Here is a 21,988-nt window from a genome sequence, read left to right as displayed (position 1 = left end):
GAACCACCAGGTCGTTCAGGAATCACGAACCTGCCGCAAGAACCGCGGCCGCCTGCTTGGCATTGAAGAGGGTGGGGACCGGTGCGTTCGCCGGCATCGCCGGGTCGTAGCTCGGCATCACCTCGCTGATGTCCACCATCGGGTACGGAATCGACACCTCGTGGTCGACCTTCTGGCCCTGCTTGGCCATGATTCCGGCGGTGACACCGATGCGGCCGTACCACACACGGCTGTTGGCGACGAACGCGGTTGCCTTGACGCCGTCCTCCTGCGCCTGCTTGAACTGCTTGAGGAAGGCGTAGTTCACGACGTCCGACATCAGAATCGGCGGCGTACGGTCGGCCTTGAGGTACGGGGCCATGAAGTATTCCAGGGTGTAGTCGTAAGCCACCGCCTCAGGGGCCCGGCCGGAGGCGTACAGGGAATTACCCGCCTGCGTCATGCCCTGGGGTGTCCACTGCGTGAAGCCCTCGATCGACTTGCGCCAGCCCGCGTCCTTCAGGCCCTTCTGGAGGCACGGCTGCCATGCCGCCGCGCTGGCGTTGCCGGGAACACCGGTGTAGAGACCGTAGGTGCCGGGCTTGCCGACCATCTGGGCCACTTGCTTCGCACCGTCGGTGTAGGCACCGCAGAGGTCGGCGGGCGCGTAGACGTCCACCGCCTTCGCGACCGCGTCCGGAACCGGTGTCTCCACCTGGACGACGGTGATGCCGGCCGCCTTGGCCTGCTGCACCACGGGCAGTACGGCGGCTCCCCAGATCGTGTCCATCACGATGATGTCGGGCCTCTGGGCGATCATGCTCTTGAAGTTCGCCAGGTAGCTCGCGACATCGGAACCCAGGCTGTAGATGATCCTCGAGACCTGGCCCGAGGAGATCGCCTGGGCGGTGAGTTCGGCGCGGAAGGTCTGCCGCCACGGATTGATGTTGTCGTTCGGGAAGCCGATCGTGAGCGAGCCGGTGCCGGTCTCACAGACGTTCTTCGTCAGACACTCCTGGAGCTTGGACTCCATCTTCGGCGTGAACTTGACGGCGGCCGTCTTCATGGCTTCCTGGACGACCGGGTCCATGGTTTCGACCGGAATGTCCTTCAGGAACATGCGCGTGATGGTCGTGGCGACGGCCTTCTCGTCGACCGGCGCGGAGGACCCTGCGGACGCGTCCGCCGAGCCCGCGTTGTTCGCGGAGTTGCTCGCTGTCGTGCTGGAACAGGCGGTCAGCGCGAGTATCGCGGCGACTGTGGTGATGGTGAGCCTTTGGCGGGTCTTACGACTACGCACGCAGGCCTGCTTGCCCATCGTCATTGATGTGCTCCTATCGGCATGGCAGGTAACGGAGATGCGGCGGATGACACTGCTTGGGGTCAGCCGCCGGCAACGGGGCGTCCGGCCTTCTTGAAGCCACGCCTGAAGCTCGAGGCGCCGTACTGACCAAGGGTGATGGCAGCGACGGCGACCACGAGGGCAAGTCCTTGGATCACCACGCGCGCCCCGGCCGAAAGGCCCATGAGGGAGAGCGCCTGGTCGAGAAACTGGAGGAAGATTGCGGCGATCACGACGCTGGCGACGCTCGCCGGCCCTCCGCTGAAGATCACTCCCGCGATGCCCGCCGCCGTGATCGTGGCCATTTGGTACGGTGCGCCCGCGTAGACGTCCGGCGTCCCTATGTACCCGGCCAGCAGCACGCCCGCGATGCCGTAGAGCAGCCCGGCGAGGGCGTACGTCGACAGTTCGACCGCGGTGACCCGGATTCCGAGTGCGCGCGCCGATCGCCGATTGGCGCCGACGGCTGCGATCCGGCGGCCGAAGCGGGTCTTGGTCAGGATCGCGGCGAGTATCACGGCCACGACCAGCGCGAACAGGAAGACGACATTGACGCCGAAGAACGTCTTCTGTGCGAAGTCCTGGAGGGACTGTGGCGCCTGCCCGGAGACGGACAGCGACACGCTCGTCCACAGCGTGATCCCACCGGAGATCATGCCGAACGTCGCCAGGGTGACGATCAGTGCGTTGAGCCGGAAAACTGCGATGAGCACTCCGTTGACCACACTGAACACGACCGGGATCACCAACGCGAAGGCGATCACCGTCGGCACGCTCGCCCCTGGGCCGCCGTAGTGGACGATCATGCCGGCCGCCACGGACATGATGGCCGAGACCGACAGATCGATCGAACCCAGCATGATGATCAGCATCTGTCCGATCGCGGCGATCGCCAGCACACCGGCGAGCGCGGTGACCATTTCGAGCGACGCGCTGCTGAGCGTGCGCGGTGCCGCGAAGAGCACCACCGCGGCGAGCATCAGGAACGCGGCCCAGCTCGCCCGGTAGCGAGCGGGCCAGCGATATTTCAAGTCTGTGAGCCGGCCCGCACGCTCAGCCGCAGCCACTGCGGCGGCATCGGCAGAGGGGGCGTCCACGGCCACCCTCGGCAGATCCCAGCGCGTTACCTTCATCAGCACACCGCCTCATTGCAGAGCGCCTGGCCCAACTTCTACCAAGCGAGCTAATGTCAGACTGCATTCAAAGCTGCGTAACAACTGTCCGTCAAGAGGCCTGGCAGTGACATTCGGGTCTGTTGCCACCTCGTGATGGACGCGTTTTCCTCGACCTCACCGTCGAACGCCGCATCGTTCCCTACTGCCGCAGGAGTGCCCACCGCCACGGGCCGTCCGAACAGCGCCTGACGAGCACGGGTGGCTCTGCGGCCAGCGGAGTGGCCGGCCAGCCGGGGGGCGTTGGTGACGCGGCTGTACAAGATCACGTCGAGGGCAGGGGCTGCCGGTGGGCGACAGCAACTCGGAAGCGCGTTCAGTCGCCGGTCTGCCGGATCGAGAACGTCAGGACGTCGCGGCGTTCGTCGATGACGGAGATCGAAACACTTCCGACACCGTCCGATACACCGGCGTCGTCAGAGCCGAGGAAGCAACGGTCGAACCGTTCGGTGCGACGTCGTCGTGTACGGCCCCGACGAGGAGGGAATCCGGCCGGACACTCAGGAAGGGTCCCCTGACACGACCGTCACGGGCCCTCCGTTCACCGTGCCAGGCCACACAACCGTCACTGCCGGTGTGTCGATCAAGGCTGACAGAAGACCACAAAGGCCCGCCCTTCTACCGGCACGCACCAAAGAAGAGCGGCCTGCGGCCGGACCCAGCACCGCCAACCGGCGTCGCCACCGGAGCACGAGTTCCGGGGGCGGTCACGCCCGCGCGGGCAGACTGCGCTGTCGCGGCTAGGGCGACCGTCGACTCCGCCGGCTGCCATCGCCGCTCACACGGACGACACCCGCGTCCTGCAGTCGGCCGATCTCCTCGCTCGAGAGGCCGAGGAGGTCGGACAGCACGTCCTCGGTGTGTTCGCCGAGGCGTGGAGCCGGCACGGGAGGCGCCCCGGTTCCGGCCCACCGCAGTGGTCGGCCAGTAGCCAGCAGAGGGCCGATCCCGGGTTGGTCCATCTCCGCCGCCACCGACGTCTCGTCAGCGCGTGCGGCGCGAGCCGCCTCGGCCATGTCCAGATACGGACTCCACAGGACCTTCGCGCGCTCCAGCAGTTCGCGCACCGTGCCGAAGTCCCGCTGGGCGAACCATGGCCTCAGCACGGCGGCGATCGTCTCCCGCAGCCGATACCTGTCGCCCTCCTGGCTCAGGTCCGCGCCCAGGGCCCGCTCCAGCGCGGCGAAGACGGCACCCGTCTCGGTGACGTCGCGCAGTGCGCGCCATTGCCCCTCGGTCAGGGCGACCACCATCAGCCGACGACCGTCCGAGGTCTCGAAGTCCACGCCGAAGGAGCCGTACATGTGGTTTCCCTGCCGGCCCCGCGGACCGCCCCTCATCTCCGCTTCCGCCAGCCATCCCATGCTGCCGACGCCGGCCAACGCCACGTCCGCCAGGGCGAGTTCGAGCTGGGCTCCCTGCCCCTCACGCTCACGATGGAGGACAGCGGCCAGGATTCCCGAGGCCACGACCATTCCGGACAGCAGGTCCCAGGCGGGCAGTACGTGATTGACCGGCTGCTCCCCGCCCTGGGGGCCGGTCATCTGCGGTACTCCCACTTCCGCGTTGATCGTGTAGTCGACGGCCGGGGACCCGTCACTCCTGCCCTGGAGGTGCACGTGGATGACGTCCTTGCGCCGAGCACGCAGTTCGTCGTACGTCAGCCGGTGCCTGCCGACCATGTTGTCCAGGAAGATCCCGGCCCCGCTTCCGGGCGCCGTGGCGAGGGCGAGCAGCAGTTCCCGTCCCTGCTCAGTACGGTGGTCGATCGTCACGGACCGCTTGCCCTTGTTCAGGCCGGCCCAGAACAGACTGTGCCCGGTGGAGGAGAGCGGCCAACGAAGGAAGTCGCTTCCACCGCCCGGAGGGTCGACCCGGATGATGTCCGCCCCGAGCTGGGCAAGAGCCAGGCCCGCCGAGGGGCCGGCCACGAAGGAAGCGCCTTCGACGATGCGCAGGCCGCCGAGCGGCCGGGGTGATGGCGTCAACGTGATTCCCTTCTGCGGAACGGCGCACTGCAGGTGCTTCCACAGCACACAAGAACCGCTGGACACCCTGGACCAGAGGGAACCGGTCAAGAGGAATCAACCGCCCTGCTTCCAGGCTGGGCGGGCATTTTCACCGTGCGCCCACAAGCGCCCCTCTATTGACAATCATGTAATTGTCTTACAACTATGTCAAGGTCGTCAGTCGACGGGCCGGGCCCATCAGCGGCGCAGCGCCCGCGTGCACCCCACCGCTCCCAAGGACGGACCGATGCAGCTCAGTACGAGTCCTCTGCAAGCGCACGTGGAGTCATGGAAGCCGGGCTCGGTCACCTGCGAGGACCCGCTGCTCCCAGGACCCGCCGCGGCGCTGGCGGCGCTGCTCGACAGACCCGAACCGGTCGCAGGCTCGGGGGCTCCTCTCCCGGCGCTTTGGCACTGGCTCTATTTTTTGGACTGGCCCGCCCAGCGCGATCTCGGGCCCGACGGCCACCCGGCTCACGGCCACTTCCTGCCCCCCGTCCCTGACCGTCAGCGGATGTTCGCCGGAGGGCGCTGCACCGTCTCCGAACCCCTGCATCTCGGTGAGAAGGCCGAGCGGGTCAGCAGCGTTCAGAGCGTCGAGGTCAAGCACGGCAGAACCGGTGAACTGCTCTTCGTGACCCAGCGCAACGAGTTCCAGCAGGGGGGCCGGACCTGTCTCGTCGAGGAGCAGGACATTGTTTACCGGTCCGGACGCGGCCCCACCCGGAGCACTCCCGCGGCGCTCGAAGCGTTGGCGGAACCCCAGGCCGACGACGCGTGGCAGCTCTCACTGCAGCCGGACCCGCCCCTGCTGTTCCGCTTCAGCGCGCTCACCTCCAATGCCCACCGCATCCACTACGACCTGCCCTACGCCCGGGACGAGGAGGGCTATCCGGGGCTGGTGGTCCACGGCCCCCTTCTGGTGCTGCTCATGATGGATCTCGTCCACCGCAACGCCCCGGCCCGACAGGTGCGATCCGTGTCCTATCGTCTGCGCAGCCCGGCCTTCGCGGGCGAGCGCCTTCTCGCCGCCGGCACTCCGGTGGGCGGCCGGACGGAGCTGCGTATCGCCTCTGGCCGAGAGGCCCAGCACGCCACCGCCGAAGTGACGTTCGCATGACCATCGGCAGCAGGTACATCTCGTCGGCTCGTAGCTGGCTCTTCGTCCCCGGACACCGCCCGGACCGCTTCTCCAAGGCCGCCGCTGCTGGTGCGGACCTGGTCATCATCGACCTCGAAGACGCCGTCGCGGCTGAGGACAAGGCGCAGGCCCGCGCCAGTGCCGCCGCCTGGCTCGCTCAGGGGAACGACGCGGTCGTCCGGATCAATCCGCCGGGAACCCCGTGGTTCCAGTCCGACCTGGCGGAAGCGGCCCGCCACGGCTGCCCCGTCATGGTGCCCAAGGCGGATGATCCGGCCGTACTCACGGAAGTCGCCGCCCGGGTCGCCGGACGCTGCGAGCTCGTTCCCCTCATCGAGACGGCGGCGGGTGTGGAGCGGGCGTGGGAGGTGTGCGCCACGGTGGGCGTCGCCCGTGCGGCCTTCGGCAACGTCGACCTCGCTGGGCAGCTCGGTGTCGCCTGGGACGACCATGCCGCCCTCGCGTACGCGCGCTCCAAGCTCGTCTCGGCCTCCGCCGCGGCCGGCATCTGCCCACCGGTCGACGGGGTCACCACCGCGGTGAAGGACGCCGAGGTCCTGCACGAGGACGTCATGCACGCGCGCCGCCTGGGCTTCACCGGGAAACTCTGCATCCACCCGGCCCAGGTCGAGGCAGTCGGCCGGGGATTCGCCCCGTCGGAGGCCGAGTTGGAGTGGGCGCGCACCGTCATCGCCGCGGGGGACTCCGTCACCGCGGTCGACGGCCGGATGATCGACAAGCCCGTCCTGGAGAGAGCCAGGCGGCTTCTGGGCCAGACCCACGACTCCCACCCCGCGCCCTGATCCACTGGCTTCCGGGCCTCGCCCCGCACCGCGAGGCCCGGAACGCCGGGCGCGGTGGTGCGAGCCGGAGGCAGGCGGTAACTGAGGGTGACCGCCTGCCTCCGGAACCACCCCTTTGACGCTTGGCACCGCCTCACGAAGATGTTCGGCGGAGCTTCGTCGTCCGCCGATCACCACGCTGATCGCGGACGGCGATCACGGTAAGCGAAGTATCCTGGCCGTTCCCGCGGGAGATCCGGCCCAGGGCCGCCCCCAAGTACGGATCCTCGGTGTCGAGCCACTCGCCGCCGTCGGGTCGGGGCCGGCCCAATAGCCGCCAATGTGCAGCCCATACCTCGTCATACGGTGCCCCCATGTGCTCGCCGTGGCTCTCAGCCCGGGCTCACTCCTGTTCGACTCGTGGAGTGGTCTCTTGAGCCGCCCGCAGTCGGCGGCAGGTCAGGCCAGGAAGACGGCCGTGCATCCGACAAGACTGGTCAACACCATGTACCCAGCGGCCGCCCCACAGAGTTCACCCAGGGCAGCAGGGCCGTGGCGAGCATAGGTGTCAGGCCTCCCCCACCTTCGTCCCGCTCTCACGGCCGAGCCAGACACCGCTGCAGCGTACGCGCGTACCGAACAGGCCGGTGAAGAAGGCGGATTGGGCGGCATCGTGACGGCCGCTCCCCCGGCGACTCCGTCGTCACGGCCAAAAGAACTCCAACCCCGCACCGTAGGTCGCGAAGGCCGCCATCGTTCCGACAGCGGGACTCACGTAGAGGAAGAATTCCTCGTCGAACACGAGGGCGGCGCCAGGTCGTCGCACCTACGGCGCATGACGTGACCGGCCCTGGTGGCCCGGCGGTGGGTTGAGGGAAGCTCGGGAAAGACAGCGTGATGGATATCGGACGAGGCCGCGTCGCGGCCGGCCGAGACTGTGTCAGCGGCCGGCCGCGACTGCGTCAGAGTGCGCGCAGGATGTCCTCCACACGCTCCTTGGCGTCGCCGAAGAGCATCGCCGAGTTCTCCCGGAAGAACAACGGGTTCTGCACGCCGGCGTAACCGGAGGCCATGGACCGCTTGAAGACCACCACGTTGTCGGCCTCCCAGACCCGCAGCACCGGCATACCGGCGATCGGGCTGCCGGGGTCGTCCGTCGCCGACGGGTTGACGGTGTCGTTGGCGCCGATGACGAGCACCACGGACGTGCCGTCGAAGTCGTCGTTGATCTCGTCCATCTCCAGCACGATGTCGTAGGGCACTCTGGCCTCGGCCAGCAACACATTCATGTGGCCGGGGAGCCGCCCGGCGACCGGATGGATCCCGAAGCGGACGTCCTTGCCCTTCTCCCTCAGGATGCGGGTCAGTTCGGCCACACCGTGCTGCGCCTGCGCGACCGCCATGCCGTAGCCGGGGGTGATGATCACCGAGTCGGCGCCGGTGAGTATCTCTGCGACGCCTTCGGCACCGATCTCCCGGTGCTCCCCGAAGTCCCGGTCACCACCCGGGCCCGCCTCGATCCCGAAGCCACCGGCGATCACGGAGAGGAAGGACCGGTTCATCGCTTTGCACATGATGTAGGACAGGTACGCGCCGGAGGAACCGACCAGAGCACCCGTGATGATCAGCAGGTCGTTCTCCAGGAGGAATCCCGACGCGGCCGCGGCCCAGCCGGAGTAGCTGTTCAGCATGGACACCACGACCGGCATGTCACCGCCGCCGATCGAGGCCACCAGGTGCCACCCGAGCAGCAGCGCGATCGCGGTGACCGCCACCAGGAGCCAGAGGCTCGGCTCGATCACGAACCAGGTGGTCAACATGGCGAACACGAGGAGGGCGCCGACGTTGAGGGCGTTCTTGCCGGGCAGCGTCAGCGGCGCGGACTTCATCCGTGCGGACAGCTTGAGGAAGGCCACGACGGAACCGGTGAACGTCACCGCGCCGATGAACACACCGATGAACACCTCGGCATGATGGATGCCCAGGGTGTCCGTGACGCGCAGCGCCTGCGCTCCGCTGCCGTCGAGGTCCGCCTCGACGTGAAGGTATCCGTTCCAGCCGACCATCACCGCGGCCAGCCCCACGAAGCTGTGCAGGAGCGCGATCAGCTCCGGCATACCGGTCATCTCCACCGCCTTGGCCCGTCGGAGCCCGATGAGGGCGCCGACGGCGGTGGCGCCGATCAGCAGGCCGAGGCCGGAGTTCTCCAGGTCCTGGTCGATGGCCAGCGCGACCGTCGCGATCAGCGCCACCGCCATGCCGACGATGCCGAAGGTGTTGCCGGCCTTGGCGGTTTCGTGCCTCGACAGACCCGCCAGGGCCAGAATGAACAACAGTGCCGAGACGATGTATGCCGCCTGTGCGGCGGTGTCGACAGCCATGCGGGGTCAGCTCCTGGAGAACATGGCGAGCATGCGCCGGGTGACGGCGAACCCACCGAAGATGTTGATGGCGGCGAGCAGGATCGCGACGGACGAGACGGCCGTGATCGCCGTGTCCCCGTGGCCGATCTGCAGCAGCGCCCCGACCACGATGACGCCGGAGATCGCGTTGGTCACCGACATCAGCGGAGTGTGCAGGGCATGGTGCACATGCCCGATCACGTAGTAGCCGACCACGATCGCGAGAGCGAAGACGGTCAGATGGCCCTGCAGTGCACGCGGCGACAACGCGGCCGTCACGAACAGCAGTGCGCCGACTGCCGCGACCGCCGTGAACCGCTTGGCGGGTGAGGCGACTCGCGGAGCCGCGCTGTCGCCCCGAACCGCCGTCGCCGCCGCAGGCGCCGCCGCCGGAGTCGCCGACACCTGCACCGGCGGCGGGGGCCAGGTCAGCTCCCCCTTGCGCACGACGGTCATCGAACGCTGCACGACATCGTCGAAGTCCAGCACCAGCGTGCCGTCCTTGTCCGGCGTCAGCAGCTTCATGAGGTTGACCAGGTTGGTGCCGTACAACTGGGAGGCCTGGGCGGGAAGCCGGCCCACGAGGTCGGTGTAGCCGATGATGGTCACCCCGTTGTCGGTCACCACCTTGTGACCCGCGACGGAGCCCGCCACGTTGCCACCGTTGGACGCGGCCATGTCCACGATCACGCTGCCCGGCTTCATGTCGGCCACCATCTCGGCGGTGATCAGTCGCGGCGCCGGCCTCCCGGGGATGAGGGCGGTGGTGATGACTATGTCGACGTCCTGGCACTGCGTGGCGTACAGCTCCACCTCACGCGTCTTGTAGCCGTCCCCCATCTCCTTGGCGTACCCGGTCGCGCTGACCGCCGCCTCGGGAGACTCGATCGCCAGGTACTCGCCCCCGAGTGACCTGACCTGGTCGGCCACCTCCGGTCTCGGGTCAGTGGCACGCACCACTGCGCCCAGACTGCCGGCGGTGCCGATCGCCGCGAGGCCGGCGACACCGGCACCGGCGACCAGCACCTTGGCCGGAGGCACCTTGCCCGCGGCCGTGACCTGGCCGGTGAAGAACCGGCCGAACTCATGGGCCGCCTCGACCACGGCCCGGTAGCCGGCGATGTTGGCCATTGAGGACAGCACATCCAGAGACTGGGCACGTGAGATCCGCGGTACGGCGTCCATGGCGAGCACGGTGATCGGCCGCCCGGCCAGGTCCTCCACCCGGTCGGGCTCCCCCGTCAGCCCCAACTGGCTGACGAGCGTGGCGCCTTCGCGCAGCTCGTCCAACTGGTCTACCGACGGCGGGTTCACCCCGAACACGATGTCGGCCGCCAGGGCATCACCGATGGTGGCGCCCGCCTCGACATACGCGTCGTCGGGAAAGCTGGATGCCTCACCCGCACCCGGTTCGACCACCACGTCATAGCCGAGCTTCAGCAGTTGCGCGGCGGTCGTCGGCGTGGTCGCGACCCTCGTCTCGCCCGGTTTGGACTCCTTCACCACACCGATGAGCACGGCGTCCTCCTTTACGTCCGGCACGCCCGGTGTCGAGGCATCCACGGGCGTTGGCGTGAGCCGCCCAGCCATGGCCGATGCGTCGGTCCGTAGGGGTGCTTCGAGAGCAGTCAGTATTGATCTGACTAGGATTTAAATGTCATACTCTTCTCGCATTGTCAATAAAGAGCACGACTGTAGAGATCGTTTGTGAAGGGGCATGCATTGAGCTTGAGGATCGTTGTCACTGTGAAGTACGTGCCCGACGCCACTGGCGACCGGCACTTCGCCGATGACCTGACCGTCGACCGTGACGACGTGGACGGTCTGCTCTCCGAGCTGGACGAGTACGCGGTGGAGCAGGCGCTGCAGATCGCGGAGGAGTGCCAACGGGAAGGAGGCGACGCCGAGATCACCGTGCTGACGGTGGGTCCGGAGGACGCCAAGGACGCGCTGCGCAAGGCGTTGTCGATGGGCGCGGACAAGGCGATCCACGTGGAGGACGACGACCTGCACGGCACCGACGCGATCGGTACGTCGCTGGTGCTGGCGAAGGCGATCGAGAAGGCCGGCTTTGACCTGGTGATCTCCGGTATGGCGTCGACGGACGGCACGATGGGTGTGGTTCCGGCGCTGGTCGCGGAGCGTCTGGGGGTTCCGCAGGTGACGCTGCTGTCCGAGGTGTCCGTCGAGGACGGGGTGGTGAAGGGCCGTCGTGACGGTGACACCGCCTCCGAGCAGCTTGAAGCGTCGCTGCCGGCGGTGGTGTCGGTCACCGACCAGTCGGGTGAGGCGCGTTACCCGTCCTTCAAGGGCATCATGGCGGCGAAGAAGAAGCCGGTGCAGGCCTGGGACCTGTCCGACCTCGACATCGAGGCGGACGAGGTCGGTCTGGAGGGTGCCTGGACGGCTGTCGACTCCGCGGCCGCGCGCCCGGCGCGTACCGCCGGCACGATCGTCAAGGACGAGGGCGAGGGCGGCAAGCAGCTCGCCGAGTTCCTCGCGGGCCAGAAGTTCATCTAAGGCCCTGTGGCCCGCCGCGACCCGTGGGTCCGGCCGAGGCCCGACCCTTCACCGCCCCGCCCCGCCCCCCTTTAGGCCTTCGCAATCCGCAGGAGAGCAATCCCATGGCTGAAGTTCTCGTCTACGTCGACCACGTGGACGGTGCCGTCCGCAAGCCCACCCTGGAGCTGCTGACCCTGGCCCGCCGCATCGGCGAGCCCGTCGCCGTCGCGCTCGGTGCCGGCGCCGCCGGCACCGCCGCCGCCCTCGCCGAGCACGGCGCGACCCGGGTTCTCACCCACGAGGCCGCCGAGTACGCCGACTACCTGGTCGTGCCGAAGGTCGACGCGCTGCAGGCCGCCGTCGAGGCCGTGTCCCCGGCCGCCGTCCTCGTCCCGTCCTCCGCCGAGGGCAAGGAGATCGCCGCCCGTCTGGCGCTGCGCATCGGTTCCGGCATCATCACCGACGCCGTCGACCTGGAGGCCGGTGACTCCGGTCCGGTGGCCACGCAGTCGGTGTTCGCCGCCTCCTTCACCACCAGGACCCGTGTCTCCAAGGGCACCCCGGTCATCACCGTCAAGCCCAACTCCGCCGCCGTGGAGGCCGCCCCGGCCGCCGGTACGGTCGAGGCGCTGGCCGTGACGTTCGGTGCGCTGGCCACCGGCACCAAGGTCACCGCGCGTACCCCGCGCGAGTCGACCGGGCGCCCGGAGCTGACGGAGGCCGCGATCGTGGTCTCCGGCGGCCGTGGCGTCAACGGCACCGAGAACTTCGGACTCATCGAGGCCCTCGCCGACTCCCTCGGCGCCGCCGTCGGCGCCTCCCGCGCCGCGGTGGACGCGGGCTGGTACCCGCACACCAACCAGGTCGGCCAGACCGGCAAGAGTGTCTCCCCGCAGCTGTACATCGCCAACGGCATCTCCGGCGCCATCCAGCACCGCGCCGGCATGCAGACCTCCAAGACGATCGTGGCCGTCAACAAGGACGCCGAGGCCCCCATCTTCGACCTGGTCGACTACGGCGTCGTCGGCGACCTCTTCGACGTCGTCCCCCAGCTCACCGAGGAGATCAACACCCGCAAGGGCTGAGACGTGCGTATTCCCGGCTCGGCGCCACAGTCACCCTTGCGCACGACCCGACCCCGTTCGGATTCGCTGAGAAAGTGATCCCCTCATGCAACTCGCCGCGATCATCGTGTCGTTGGTCCTGACCGTGGTCGGCGTTGCGCTGATCTCGCGGGCCGTGGCGCAGATCTACCGGTTCGTGAAGCTCGGTCAGCCCGTACCGGCGGGCAGCCGTACGGATGACCCGAAGGCGCGCTCGATCACCCTGGCCCGGGAGTTCCTCGGGCACACCCGGATGAACCGGTGGGGGATCGTCGGCTTCGCCCACTGGTTCGTCGCGATCGGCTTCCTGACGCTGCCGCCGACTCTCGCCCAGGCGTACGGCCAGCTGTTCCAGGCGGACTGGACGCTGCCGGTGATCGGCGGCTTCCTGCCGTTCGAGATGTACATCGAGTTCATCGGTGTGATGACGATCCTCGGCATCCTGGTGCTGATCGCCATCCGGCTGCTCAACCTGCCCTCCCGGGCCGGCCGCAAGTCGCGTTTCGCGGGCTCCAAGGCCTGGCAGGCGTACTTCGTCGAGTACGTCATCCTCACCATCGGTCTCGCGATCTACGTGCTGCGCGGCCTCGAGGGCGCCATCCACCACGTGGACCACTACGAGGCCGGGTACTTCGCCTCGTACCCGCTGGTCCTCGCCTTCAAGGACCTGGACCCCTCCACCCTGCAGAACCTGGTGTACTTCGTCGCGATGATCAAGATCGGCACCTCGCTGATCTGGATGATCACGGTCTCGCTGAACACCAACATGGGTGTCGCCTGGCACCGCTTCCTCGGCTTCCCGAACATCTGGTTCAAGCGCAACGCCGACGGCGCGACGGCGCTGGGCGGTCTGCAGCCCATGACGTCGGGCGGCAAGCCGATCGACTTCACCGACCCCGGTGACGACGACGTCTTCGGTGTCAGCCAGGTCGAGCAGTTCTCCTGGAAGGGCATCCTCGACTTCTCCACCTGCACCGAGTGCGGCCGCTGTCAGTCGCAGTGCCCGGCCTGGAACACCGGCAAGCCGCTCTCCCCCAAGCTGCTGATCATGTCGCTGCGGGACCACGCGCACGCCAAGGCCCCCTACCTCCTCGCCGGTGGCGGCAAGACCATGGAGGGCGAGGAGAAGGCGTCCGAGGAGCAGCTGGCCTCCGTGCCCGCTTCGGCTCTCGCCGAGGCCGAGCGGCCGCTGATCGGGACCGTCGAGGAGAACGGCGTCATCGACCCCGACGTCCTGTGGTCCTGCACCACCTGCGGTGCCTGCGTCGAGCAGTGCCCCGTCGACATCGAGCACGTCGACCACATCGTCGACATGCGCCGCTACCAGGTGATGATCGAGTCCGCGTTCCCGTCCGAGGCGGGCACGATGCTCAAGAACCTGGAGAAGAAGGGCAACCCCTGGGGCCTGGCGAAGAAGCAGCGCCTGGAGTGGCTCAAGGAGGTCGACTTCGAGGTCCCGGTCGTCGGCAAGGACATCGAGGACCTCTCCGAGGTCGAGTACCTGTACTGGGTCGGCTGCGCCGGCGCCCTGGAGGACCGGGCCAAGAAGACCACCAAGGCCTTCGCGGAGCTGCTCCACATGGCGGGCGTCAAGTTCGCCATCATGGGCGGCGACGAGAAGTGCACCGGCGACTCCGCCCGCCGCCTCGGCAACGAGCCCCTGTTCCAGGAGCTCGGCATGGAGAACGTCATGGCACTGAACATGGCGTTCGGCGAGGAGATGGACGACGACGGCAACGTCACGCCCGAGTCGAAGAAGCCCAAGTCGGCCAAGAAGATCGTCGCCACCTGCCCGCACTGCCTCAACACCATCGGCAACGAGTACCCGCAGCTCGGCGGCGACTACGAGGTCATCCACCACACCCAGCTGCTCCAGCACCTCATCGACGAGGGCAAGCTGATCCCGGTGACCCCGGTCGAGGGCCTCATCACCTACCACGACCCCTGCTACCTGGGCCGCCACAACAAGATCTACACGCCCCCGCGCGAGATCATGACCGCCGTCCCGGGCCTGCGCCAGCAGGAGATGCACCGCCACAAGGAACGCGGCTTCTGCTGTGGCGCCGGCGGCGCGCGGATGTGGATGGAGGAACGGATCGGCAAGCGCATCAACAACGAGCGCGTCGACGAAGCCCTCTCCCTCAACCCGGACATCGTCTCCACCGCCTGCCCGTTCTGCCTCGTCATGCTCACGGACTCCGTGAACGGCAAGAAGGCTGCAGCCGAAAGCGGCTCCGCCGCGGGCGGCAAGGCCAAGGAGTCCATCACGGTCGTCGACGTCGCCCAGCTCCTCCTGGAGTCCGTCAAGACCCCGGCACGTTCCACCAACACCTGGCCCGCGACCACGAAGCCCTCCCCGCCCGTTCCCAAGCCGTAATCCACCTCCTTATGACAAAGCGTCAGGGAAAACGGAGCGCGCCTCGAGCTGCGCCGTAGCCAGGGACAAAAGACTCCCTCCCACCGCAGTCGTACGCGATGGCATGCTGGCGGGCAGTCGGTGATTGCTTGCCGAGCCCGGCATTCGTCGGACACTGAGCCCAGCGAGCGCAACAGCATCCCGACGCCATGGAAGTGACGGCGCGGGAAGCGGCAATGCCATCACTTTCTGCCAGACGGCGATTCCGACCTGCCGTCGACCCCGCATTCGCGGCTGCCTACTCAAACCGCAGAGGGGCGGAGCTGGAGGGCCGAGTGGCTGGCGGCACAGCGCTGTTCGTCGGCACGGTGTGTAGTCACCACTGGATTCTTGATCATTCATTCGGACCAAAAATGTCTGCCGACATGCGGTTCGACCGGACACGTCTTCCAGGGCCTTGTGTTCGGTCCGACGAGGGAGGGGGCCCACGTGCTCATCGACACCTACGGCCGAGTGGCCACCGACCTGAGGGTCTCGCTGACCGACCGGTGCAATCTGCGCTGTACGTACTGCATGCCCGAGGAGGGCCTGCAGTGGCTGGCCAAGCCCGACCTGCTCGACGACGACGAGATCGTCCGTCTCATCGACATCGCCGTCCGCGTCCTGGGCGTCACGGAGGTCCGCTTCACCGGCGGTGAGCCGCTGCTGCGCCCCGGCCTGGTCGGCATAGTGGAGCGCGTGGCGGCTCTCGCCCCCCGCCCCCAGATGTCCCTGACCACCAACGGCATCGGCCTCAAGCGCACGGCGACGGCCCTGAAGGCGGCGGGCCTGGACCGGGTGAACGTGTCCCTGGACACCATCCGCCCGGACGTCTTCAAGACCCTCACCCGCCGGGACCGGCACAAGGACGTCCTCGAAGGCCTGGCCGCAGCCCGCGACGCCGGCCTGACCCCCGTCAAGGTCAACTCGGTCCTGATGCCGGGCCTGAACGAGAACGAGGCCCCCGACCTCCTCGCCTGGGCCGTGGAGCACGACTACGAGCTGCGCTTCATCGAGCAGATGCCCCTGGACGCCCAGCACGGCTGGAAGCGCGACGGCATGGTCACGGCGGGCGACATCCTGACGTCACTGCGCACCCGTTTCGACCTGACCCCCGAGGGCCAGGACGAGCGCGGCTCGGCCCCGGCGGAACGCTGGCTGGTGGACGGCGGCCCGCACCGCGTCGGCGTCATCGCCTCCGTCACCCGCCCCTTCTGCTCGGCCTGCGACCGCACCCGCCTCACCGCCGACGGCCAGGTCCGCACCTGCCTCTTCGCCCGCGAGGAGACCGACCTGCGCGCCGCCCTGCGCTCCGGCGCCCCCGACGAGGAGATCGCCCGCATCTGGCGCCTGGCGATGTGGGGCAAGAAGGCGGGAGCGGGCCTGGACGACCCGTCCTTCGTCCAGCCCGACAGGCCCATGTCGGCAATCGGGGGCTGATCAGCATCGTGGACCGCACCGCCAAGGGCCGTGACGCTTCAACAACGGCAGCTGCTCACCGGCAGCTCGTGGTTTACCCGCCCAAGGCCCGTTACGGCCGTCGAAGACGGTGTGTATACCCCGATTGCACCGTTGCGCCCTGAGCAGTGTGCTCCCCGATCCGCAGGTCACGGCAGGCCGCTGCTCACCGCCGAACGGTGCGACGGCGGGGATCGCGCGAAGCGCGAGAGGAGTGTCGGAAGGCACATGCGAAAGTCCCGTAACGCCGAGCTGCGGCTGTTCACCCCCGAGTGCACGAAGCCGGCCGATCACCGACCGCAGCTCACCTACGCGCTCAGGCCGCCTCCCGCGTGCACGGCCCCTGACTGGCGCGCCGTCCTCCACGGCCCGCAGGCGACGGCCTGCCTGACGACCTGAAGCAGTCAGCCGCGCTGTGCCGTCGCGAGACTGAACCTTTCCATGACGGCGACGATGCGTTCTCGGACCTCGGGGCGCGCGATCAGTTCGATGTTCGCGGCGAGGCTGTCGCGCAGGGCTGTCTCGAAGGCCGGTGTCGACGCACCGCGGGCGATGCCTTTGACCCGCGCGAAGGTCTCGACGGGCCCGTGAGCCATCTCCGTCGCCCACCGCAATGCGCAGGCATCCAGTTCGTCGGGCTCGCACACCTCGTTCACGATGCCGAGGCCGAGAGCCCGGTCGGCGGTGACGAAGGCGCCCGATGCCAGCAGAGCGGTGGCGGCGGGCAGGCCCGCCACCGCGGGAAGCAGGTAGGCGCCGCCGGCCACGGGGACCATCCCAAGGTTGACGTAGCTCTCGGCGAAACGCGCGGTGGAAGCGGCCACACGCACGTCACAGGCGAGGCCGAAATCGAGTCCACCGGCCGTGGCCGCGCCGTTGAACGCGGCGACGATCGGCTTCGAGGCGCCCCAGATGAGGCGGATGGTGCGTTGTACGGCGGGCATCCACACGTCGGCGAGGTAGTCCATCAGGCCGTCGGCGCCGTCGCCCTGGTACACGTCGAACATCTCCCGGACGTCGGCCCCGGCGCAGAACACCGAACCCGTCCCGGTCAGCACGACCGCTTTGACCCCGTCCGTGTCGCACAGCCTCTGGACAGCGTCACCGAGTTCCGTAGCGACGACCGGCGTCACCGAGTTGCCACGTTCCGGACGGTTCAGCCGCACCGAACCGATCACGTCCGTACCGTCGACCACGACCTCATCCACGAGGGGTCACCACCTTTGTCACGTTGGCAGGGACGTGGGCGGGATCCGCCACCCACGCGCGGAGCATCCGCTTGATGTCGCCGCGAGCGATCTTGGACTCGCCGGAGGCCCGAGGAATCGGGTCGCTCGAGAGGTAGACGTGGCGGGGATTCTTGAATCCGGCCAGTTTGCCGCGCACCCAGTCGGTGAGCTCCTCCGGCTTGAGGGCGTCGAGGTCGGGTGCGTGGACCAGCGCCGCCGGGGTCTCGCCCCACTGCTCGTCGGGAACGCCCACCACGACGGCCTCACGCACTCCGGGATGCTCTTCAAAAGCGCGTTCGATCTCGACAGGCTGGATGTTGGTGCCGCCGGTGATGATCGTCTCGCTGGCGCGGCCGACGATGAAGACCCGGCCCTCCTCGTCGAAGTGGCCCAGGTCCGATGTGCGCCACCAGCCGTCGGCAAGAAGGCGTTCGGCGTGCTCGGCCTCCGCGCCGAGGAGAGCAGTGGTGATGCTCGGGGTGCGGATCACCAGTTCTCCCTGGGTGCCGGGCGCCACCTCCTCGAGCACCTCACCGCCCACGAGGAGGGAGAACTCCACGCCGGGAACGGGCCGGCCGATGGAGGGCCACAACGCGGGTGTCCTCATCTCCTGCCGGCTGAGCAGTGTGGTGGACGCGGGTGCCTCGGTCTGTCCCCAGCACTGGAGCAGTGCGTCCGTATGCTCGCTGACGGTCTCGAGCGCCGGAAGGGCGGCGGGTTCACCGGCCAGCATCAGGCAGGAGAGCTGTGCGTCACGCAGCAGCGGGAGTTCGTCGGAAGCGCTGATCCGGCGCAGCATGGTGGGAACGGCGAACATCCAGTCGATCCGCTCGTCCTTGATCACCCGGAGTGTCTCGTCCGCGTCGAACCGTGGCAGGACCACGTTCGTGCCCCCGCACAGCAGCGTGGGCAGAACACTCCAGCCGCCCGCGTACACCAGGGGCGCCACCTGAAGGGTTCGGGGAGCGAGAGTCGGTCCGCTCGTGCTCATCACCCAGGTGTTGCCGAGGATCGCCGCGCGTGCCCCACGGTGCGAGATGGCGATGCCCTTGGGCCGTCCCGTCGAACCGGAGCTGAACCTGATGTGGTAAAGGTCGTCGGGCCCCACGTGGACCCGTGGCCGCAGTGGCGAACCCGCGGCGGCCAATGCGTCGAACGAACGCCAGCCCGGCCGTTCGCCGAGGACGACCTTCAGGAGTTCGTCGCCGTCGACGACCTCGTCGACAGCGGCGGCAGCCGGACCGTCCGCGACCACGAGGCGGACGTCGGCGAGTTCCATGCACCGGCGGAGCTCGTGCGGCGTGAACCGGTGGTTGAGCGGGACCTTGACCAGTCCCGCCTTCAGCAGCGCGAACTCGAGCACGACGTACTCGACGTGGTTCTGCGCGACGTAGGCCACCCGGTCGCCCGGGGCCAGTCCGAGGCCGATGAAGGCGTTGGCCAGCCGGTTCGACGCCTCGGTCAGGTCGGCGACGGTGAGCCGGTGCCGGCCGTCGGGTCCCTCGACCACGACGGAGTGGCGGGGTCGGCGCTCGATCTGGCTCATGAGCTGGACGACCGTCTGCGCCGCGTCGTTGGTTGCGGTAGTCATGGCTTGAGCCCCTGCCCAAAGGACATCGGCATCGTGGCGAGCGACAGCCCGCCGTCGACGACGATCGTCTGGCCGTTGATGGCCGCACTGCGAGGGGAACAGAGAAACGCCATGACCTCGGCGACTTCTTCCGGCGTGGGGTAGGCGCCGGAGGGTGTCTGGGCCAGCCAGTGGCGTTCGTAGTCCTCCCAGGCCTCGCCGGCGTAGTACCGGAAGGAATCGGTGTCGATGGGCCCCGGGCAGACCCCGACGGCGGTGATGCCGCGGCTGCCCAGTTCGATCGCGAAGTACTTCACGATCGTCTCCATGGCGGCCTTCGCGGCGCCGAGGAGTCCATGTCCCGGGAGGACGCGGAAGCTGTCCCATCCCGAGACGGCGACGATCCTCCCGCCGGGCGGCATGTGCTGGGCGCCGGCGCGCGCCAGATCGAGGAAGCCCTGGACCGTGATGCCCATCGTCTTGGCTATGTGATGGGAGTGGATCTGTGTCAGCGGCTTGAACGCGCTGGCTGCCGCATTGGCGACGATGACGTCGATCTTGCCGAATCGGTCGGCCGCGGTCTCCACGAGCGCCTCGACGGCTTCGGTGTCCGAGATGTCGGCCTGCACGGCCAGGGCACTGCCGCCGGCTTCCTCGATACGGGCGACGGTCTGCTCCGCCGCCTCGGCGTCGCGCCGGTAGTTGACGACGACGTTGGCGCCTTCGCCTCCGAGCCGGAGCGCGAGGCACCGTCCCATGCCACGAGAACCACCCGTGATGATGATCGTCTTGCTGTCGAGTTCCATGTTGTCCTCACCAACGGGAGTTGTCCGTGCGTGCCGCCGCCGGCCGCACCGCACTCGTCATGTGTGTCCGGGTCTACGACCCCATGGTCAGACCGCCGCCCACGCACAGGGTCTGGCCGGTGATGTAGCTCGCGTCGTCGAGCGCGAGGAACGTGAGGGCGGCGGCGATCTCCTCCGGCTCGCCCGCCCTGCGCAGCGGGACCCCCCGCACGATCTTCGACAGCAGTGAGTCCCCGCCCTGGCTCTCCAGCAGTGGCGTGGCCGTGATCCCGGGGGCCACCGCGTTGACCCTGATGCCGTGGCGGGCCCATTCGCGGGCGAGTGACTTGACCAGTGCGATGACGCCCGCCTTGGCCGCGGAGTAGACGGTTTCGCCCGAGGTTCCCACCGTGCCCGCCTCGGACGAGGTGAGGACGATGCTGCCGCCGTTCTCGCGCAGCACCCTTCCCGCCGCCGCCGAGAGGTAGATGCTCGACATCAGGTTCACGTCGATGATCCGTCGCCAGTACTCGGGCGACTCGTCGAGGAACGGTGTGATGGCCGTCCAGCCCACAGTGGAAATCACGTGGTCGACGTGTCCCAGTGCATCGACGGCTTCCTCGAGCATGCGGTCACAGGCTTCCGGGTCGGTCGCGTCCCACGGCTTGTCACCCAGGGCGACGATGTTCGGGTGCTCCTTCGCCAGCGTCTGGACGGCCTCGGCATTCAGATCGGCCGCGGCGGTGGTGATGCCCGTGTCCGCCAGGCGCAGGGCCGTGGCGCGTCCGATGCCGGAGCCGGCGCCCACCACGAGAGCCTTCTTCGGCTGATTGACGTCGGCCATATGTCCTCCTGTCGATGCCTTCGGCCTTCCGAAGGGGGCGTTGCGGGTAGTGGGACAACGTTTCTGGTCACTTCAGCTCGTCGTGCGCCCAGCTGAGCGCTTCGACGACCGGGACCAGGCCCATGGAAGTGCCGAGCATGAGGATGACGACCTGCTCGATCTCCTCCATCGTCGCGCCCGCGTCCTTGGCGCGGGTGCAGTGGACGCGGAACCCGCCCTCGTTGCGGGTGACGGCGAAGCCTGTCAGCAGACAGAGTTCGCGCTGCTTCGCGTCCAAGGTGCCGTGCGCGTCGGCCGCGTGACGCAGTCCGCGGAACGCGTCCGCCACGGCGTCCGAGGTCTCCCTCAGCCGGTCGAGGTTGGACACGAAGGTGTCCTGCTTGCTCAGGGGGTAGACCGGCGGTCCGATGGGCTGGGGCGCGCTCACTTCTTCTCCTCAGGGGCCTCGGTGGCGGGGTCTGCGAGCCGGGCCAGTGCGGGCAGCCCGTAGCTCTCGGCGTATTCGGCCGCCGCTGCCCCGATCACGTCGGTGGGGGCCTTGGCGTACAGGCGTCGCCGGCTGACGAAGGAACCCGCCGCGGCACGGATCCGTACCGCCGACTCGGTCATGGCCAGCAGGGTCGCCGTGCCGTCGAGAACGGGCGCGCCGTCCACCTCGCGCAGACCGACGGAGTTGAGGAACGCCGTGATACGGCCGCCCGCCGGGATGATGACCTCGGCCCCGCGGGCCATGGTCGCCCGGGCCGCCGCCAGGAACGAGTCGGTGGCACGCTTGCGGCCCTCGTCGTCGGAGAAGCAGGCGTCCAGCTCGTGCGGGGTGAGGTCCATGCACTCGATGCCGGCCAGTCGTTCGCGCAGCCCGTACTTGGCGACGTTCTCCTCGAAGCGTCCCCCGAAGTAGGGATTGACGCCCACCAGGGCGAACTTGCTGCCCATGAGGCACGCGGTCAGCATCGAGGTCTCCCCGTAGCCGAGCACGGGGATGTCGACCATGGAGCGGGCCTCGCGCAGCGCGGGGTCCAGGATGTTCCCGATCGCGACCGCGTCGAAGCCGGACTGCTCCGCGTCCAGCACGGAATCCAGGATCGACACGGAGTCGAGGGCCTCCCAGAACCGGAAGCTGTCGATGCGTCCGACCCGGGCCCCCCTCAGTTCGACCTCGGTGCCTTCGGAGACGAAGTCATCGATGTACCGGCGCAGGAACGGGAAGTAGTTCGAGGAGTACGCGGCGTTGGACAGACTCAGATACAGGATGCGGGTCACAGGGTTCGTCTT

18 protein-coding genes are annotated in these 21,988 nt (G+C 68.4%); 7 read left to right on the top strand and 11 right to left on the bottom strand.

All coding sequences use genetic code 11. The features are described 5' to 3' along the window. Nucleotides 1–22: 22 nt before the first annotated feature. The 3 genes from OG202_RS42880 to OG202_RS42870 form a co-directional block, all read right to left on the bottom strand. Entirely contained in the window at nt 23–1,303 is a 1,281-nt protein-coding gene (locus tag OG202_RS42880; RefSeq protein WP_328224504.1) for a substrate-binding domain-containing protein, read from the bottom strand. Nucleotides 1,304–1,362: 59 nt separating this feature from the next. Then, complete coding sequence (locus tag OG202_RS42875) at nt 1,363–2,454, bottom strand: ABC transporter permease (RefSeq protein ID WP_326585513.1); 1,092 nt, start codon at nt 2,452–2,454, stop codon at nt 1,363–1,365. Between the two features lie 779 nt (nt 2,455–3,233). After that, nucleotides 3,234–4,481 carry a CoA transferase gene (locus tag OG202_RS42870; RefSeq protein WP_328224503.1) on the bottom strand — a complete coding sequence of 416 codons (1,248 nt, stop codon included), beginning with the start codon at nt 4,479–4,481 and terminating at the stop codon, nt 3,234–3,236. Nucleotides 4,482–5,016: 535 nt separating this feature from the next. On the opposite strand from OG202_RS42870, the gene OG202_RS42865 reads away from it, so the two are divergent. Together OG202_RS42865 and OG202_RS42860 are read left to right on the top strand one after the other, a co-directional pair. Beyond that, nucleotides 5,017–5,622, top strand: a complete 606-nt coding sequence (locus OG202_RS42865) for a hypothetical protein (RefSeq protein ID WP_328224502.1) — start codon at nt 5,017–5,019, stop codon at nt 5,620–5,622. Next, the gene (locus OG202_RS42860) at nt 5,619–6,446 is read left to right on the top strand and encodes an HpcH/HpaI aldolase/citrate lyase family protein (protein WP_327726616.1); all 828 of its coding nucleotides are present in this window, start codon (nt 5,619–5,621) and stop codon (nt 6,444–6,446) included. The genes OG202_RS42865 and OG202_RS42860 overlap by 4 nt, the downstream gene beginning before the upstream one ends. Before the next feature lie 941 nt (nt 6,447–7,387). Here OG202_RS42860 and pntB read toward each other — a convergent pair. Both pntB and OG202_RS42850 read right to left on the bottom strand, forming a co-directional pair. Next, entirely contained in the window at nt 7,388–8,806 is a 1,419-nt protein-coding gene (gene pntB, locus OG202_RS42855; RefSeq protein ID WP_327726617.1) for a Re/Si-specific NAD(P)(+) transhydrogenase subunit beta, read from the bottom strand. A 6-nt stretch (nt 8,807–8,812) separates the two neighbouring features. Then, the gene (locus OG202_RS42850) at nt 8,813–10,345 is read right to left on the bottom strand and encodes a Re/Si-specific NAD(P)(+) transhydrogenase subunit alpha (protein ID WP_328224501.1); all 1,533 of its coding nucleotides are present in this window, start codon (nt 10,343–10,345) and stop codon (nt 8,813–8,815) included. A 204-nt stretch (nt 10,346–10,549) separates the two neighbouring features. Here OG202_RS42850 and OG202_RS42845 point away from each other — a divergent pair, with 204 nt between their 5' ends. The 5 genes from OG202_RS42845 to OG202_RS42825 all read left to right on the top strand — a co-directional run bounded on the left by OG202_RS42845 (nt 10,550) and on the right by OG202_RS42825 (nt 16,684). Further along, nucleotides 10,550–11,347 (top strand): electron transfer flavoprotein subunit beta/FixA family protein, encoded by a 798-nt coding sequence (locus OG202_RS42845; protein ID WP_327726619.1) that lies wholly within the window; start codon nt 10,550–10,552, stop codon nt 11,345–11,347. A 104-nt stretch (nt 11,348–11,451) separates the two neighbouring features. Further along, nucleotides 11,452–12,414: an electron transfer flavoprotein subunit alpha/FixB family protein gene (locus OG202_RS42840; protein ID WP_326574322.1), complete on the top strand. Its 963-nt coding sequence runs from the start codon at nt 11,452–11,454 to the stop codon at nt 12,412–12,414. A gap of 85 nt (nt 12,415–12,499) precedes the next feature. Next, nucleotides 12,500–14,809 (top strand): (Fe-S)-binding protein, encoded by a 2,310-nt coding sequence (locus OG202_RS42835; RefSeq protein ID WP_328224500.1) that lies wholly within the window; start codon nt 12,500–12,502, stop codon nt 14,807–14,809. A 468-nt stretch (nt 14,810–15,277) separates the two neighbouring features. Then, the gene (gene moaA, locus OG202_RS42830) at nt 15,278–16,267 is read left to right on the top strand and encodes a GTP 3',8-cyclase MoaA (RefSeq protein ID WP_326574324.1); all 990 of its coding nucleotides are present in this window, start codon (nt 15,278–15,280) and stop codon (nt 16,265–16,267) included. A gap of 246 nt (nt 16,268–16,513) precedes the next feature. Further along, the gene (locus tag OG202_RS42825; RefSeq protein ID WP_327726621.1) at nt 16,514–16,684 is read left to right on the top strand and encodes a hypothetical protein; all 171 of its coding nucleotides are present in this window, start codon (nt 16,514–16,516) and stop codon (nt 16,682–16,684) included. A gap of 5 nt (nt 16,685–16,689) precedes the next feature. Here the strand turns inward: OG202_RS42825 and OG202_RS42820 are convergent, their stop codons facing one another. The 6 genes from OG202_RS42820 to OG202_RS42795 form a co-directional block, all read right to left on the bottom strand. After that, nucleotides 16,690–17,493, bottom strand: a complete 804-nt coding sequence (locus OG202_RS42820) for an enoyl-CoA hydratase/isomerase family protein (RefSeq protein WP_327726622.1) — start codon at nt 17,491–17,493, stop codon at nt 16,690–16,692. Next, nucleotides 17,486–19,105, bottom strand: coding sequence for a class I adenylate-forming enzyme family protein (locus OG202_RS42815; RefSeq protein ID WP_327726623.1), 1,620 nt, complete (start codon nt 19,103–19,105; stop codon nt 17,486–17,488). Before OG202_RS42815 ends, OG202_RS42820 begins: the two co-directional genes overlap by 8 nt. Continuing rightward, nucleotides 19,102–19,890, bottom strand: a complete 789-nt coding sequence (locus tag OG202_RS42810; RefSeq protein ID WP_326574327.1) for an SDR family oxidoreductase — start codon at nt 19,888–19,890, stop codon at nt 19,102–19,104. Before OG202_RS42810 ends, OG202_RS42815 begins: the two co-directional genes overlap by 4 nt. A gap of 73 nt (nt 19,891–19,963) precedes the next feature. Next, entirely contained in the window at nt 19,964–20,713 is a 750-nt protein-coding gene (locus OG202_RS42805; protein ID WP_326574328.1) for an SDR family NAD(P)-dependent oxidoreductase, read from the bottom strand. 67 nt (nt 20,714–20,780) lie between these two features. After that, complete coding sequence (locus OG202_RS42800; protein WP_327726624.1) at nt 20,781–21,140, bottom strand: carboxymuconolactone decarboxylase family protein; 360 nt, start codon at nt 21,138–21,140, stop codon at nt 20,781–20,783. Then, nucleotides 21,137–21,976 carry an aspartate/glutamate racemase family protein gene (locus tag OG202_RS42795; protein ID WP_328224499.1) on the bottom strand — a complete coding sequence of 280 codons (840 nt, stop codon included), beginning with the start codon at nt 21,974–21,976 and terminating at the stop codon, nt 21,137–21,139. The genes OG202_RS42800 and OG202_RS42795 overlap by 4 nt, the downstream gene beginning before the upstream one ends. Nucleotides 21,977–21,988 lie beyond the last annotated feature (12 nt).

It is taken from the genome of Streptomyces sp. NBC_00310 (assembly GCF_036208085.1).
Taxonomy (GTDB): Bacteria; Actinomycetota; Actinomycetes; order Streptomycetales; family Streptomycetaceae; genus Streptomyces.
This window is presented reverse-complemented; position numbering and strand designations above follow the sequence as displayed.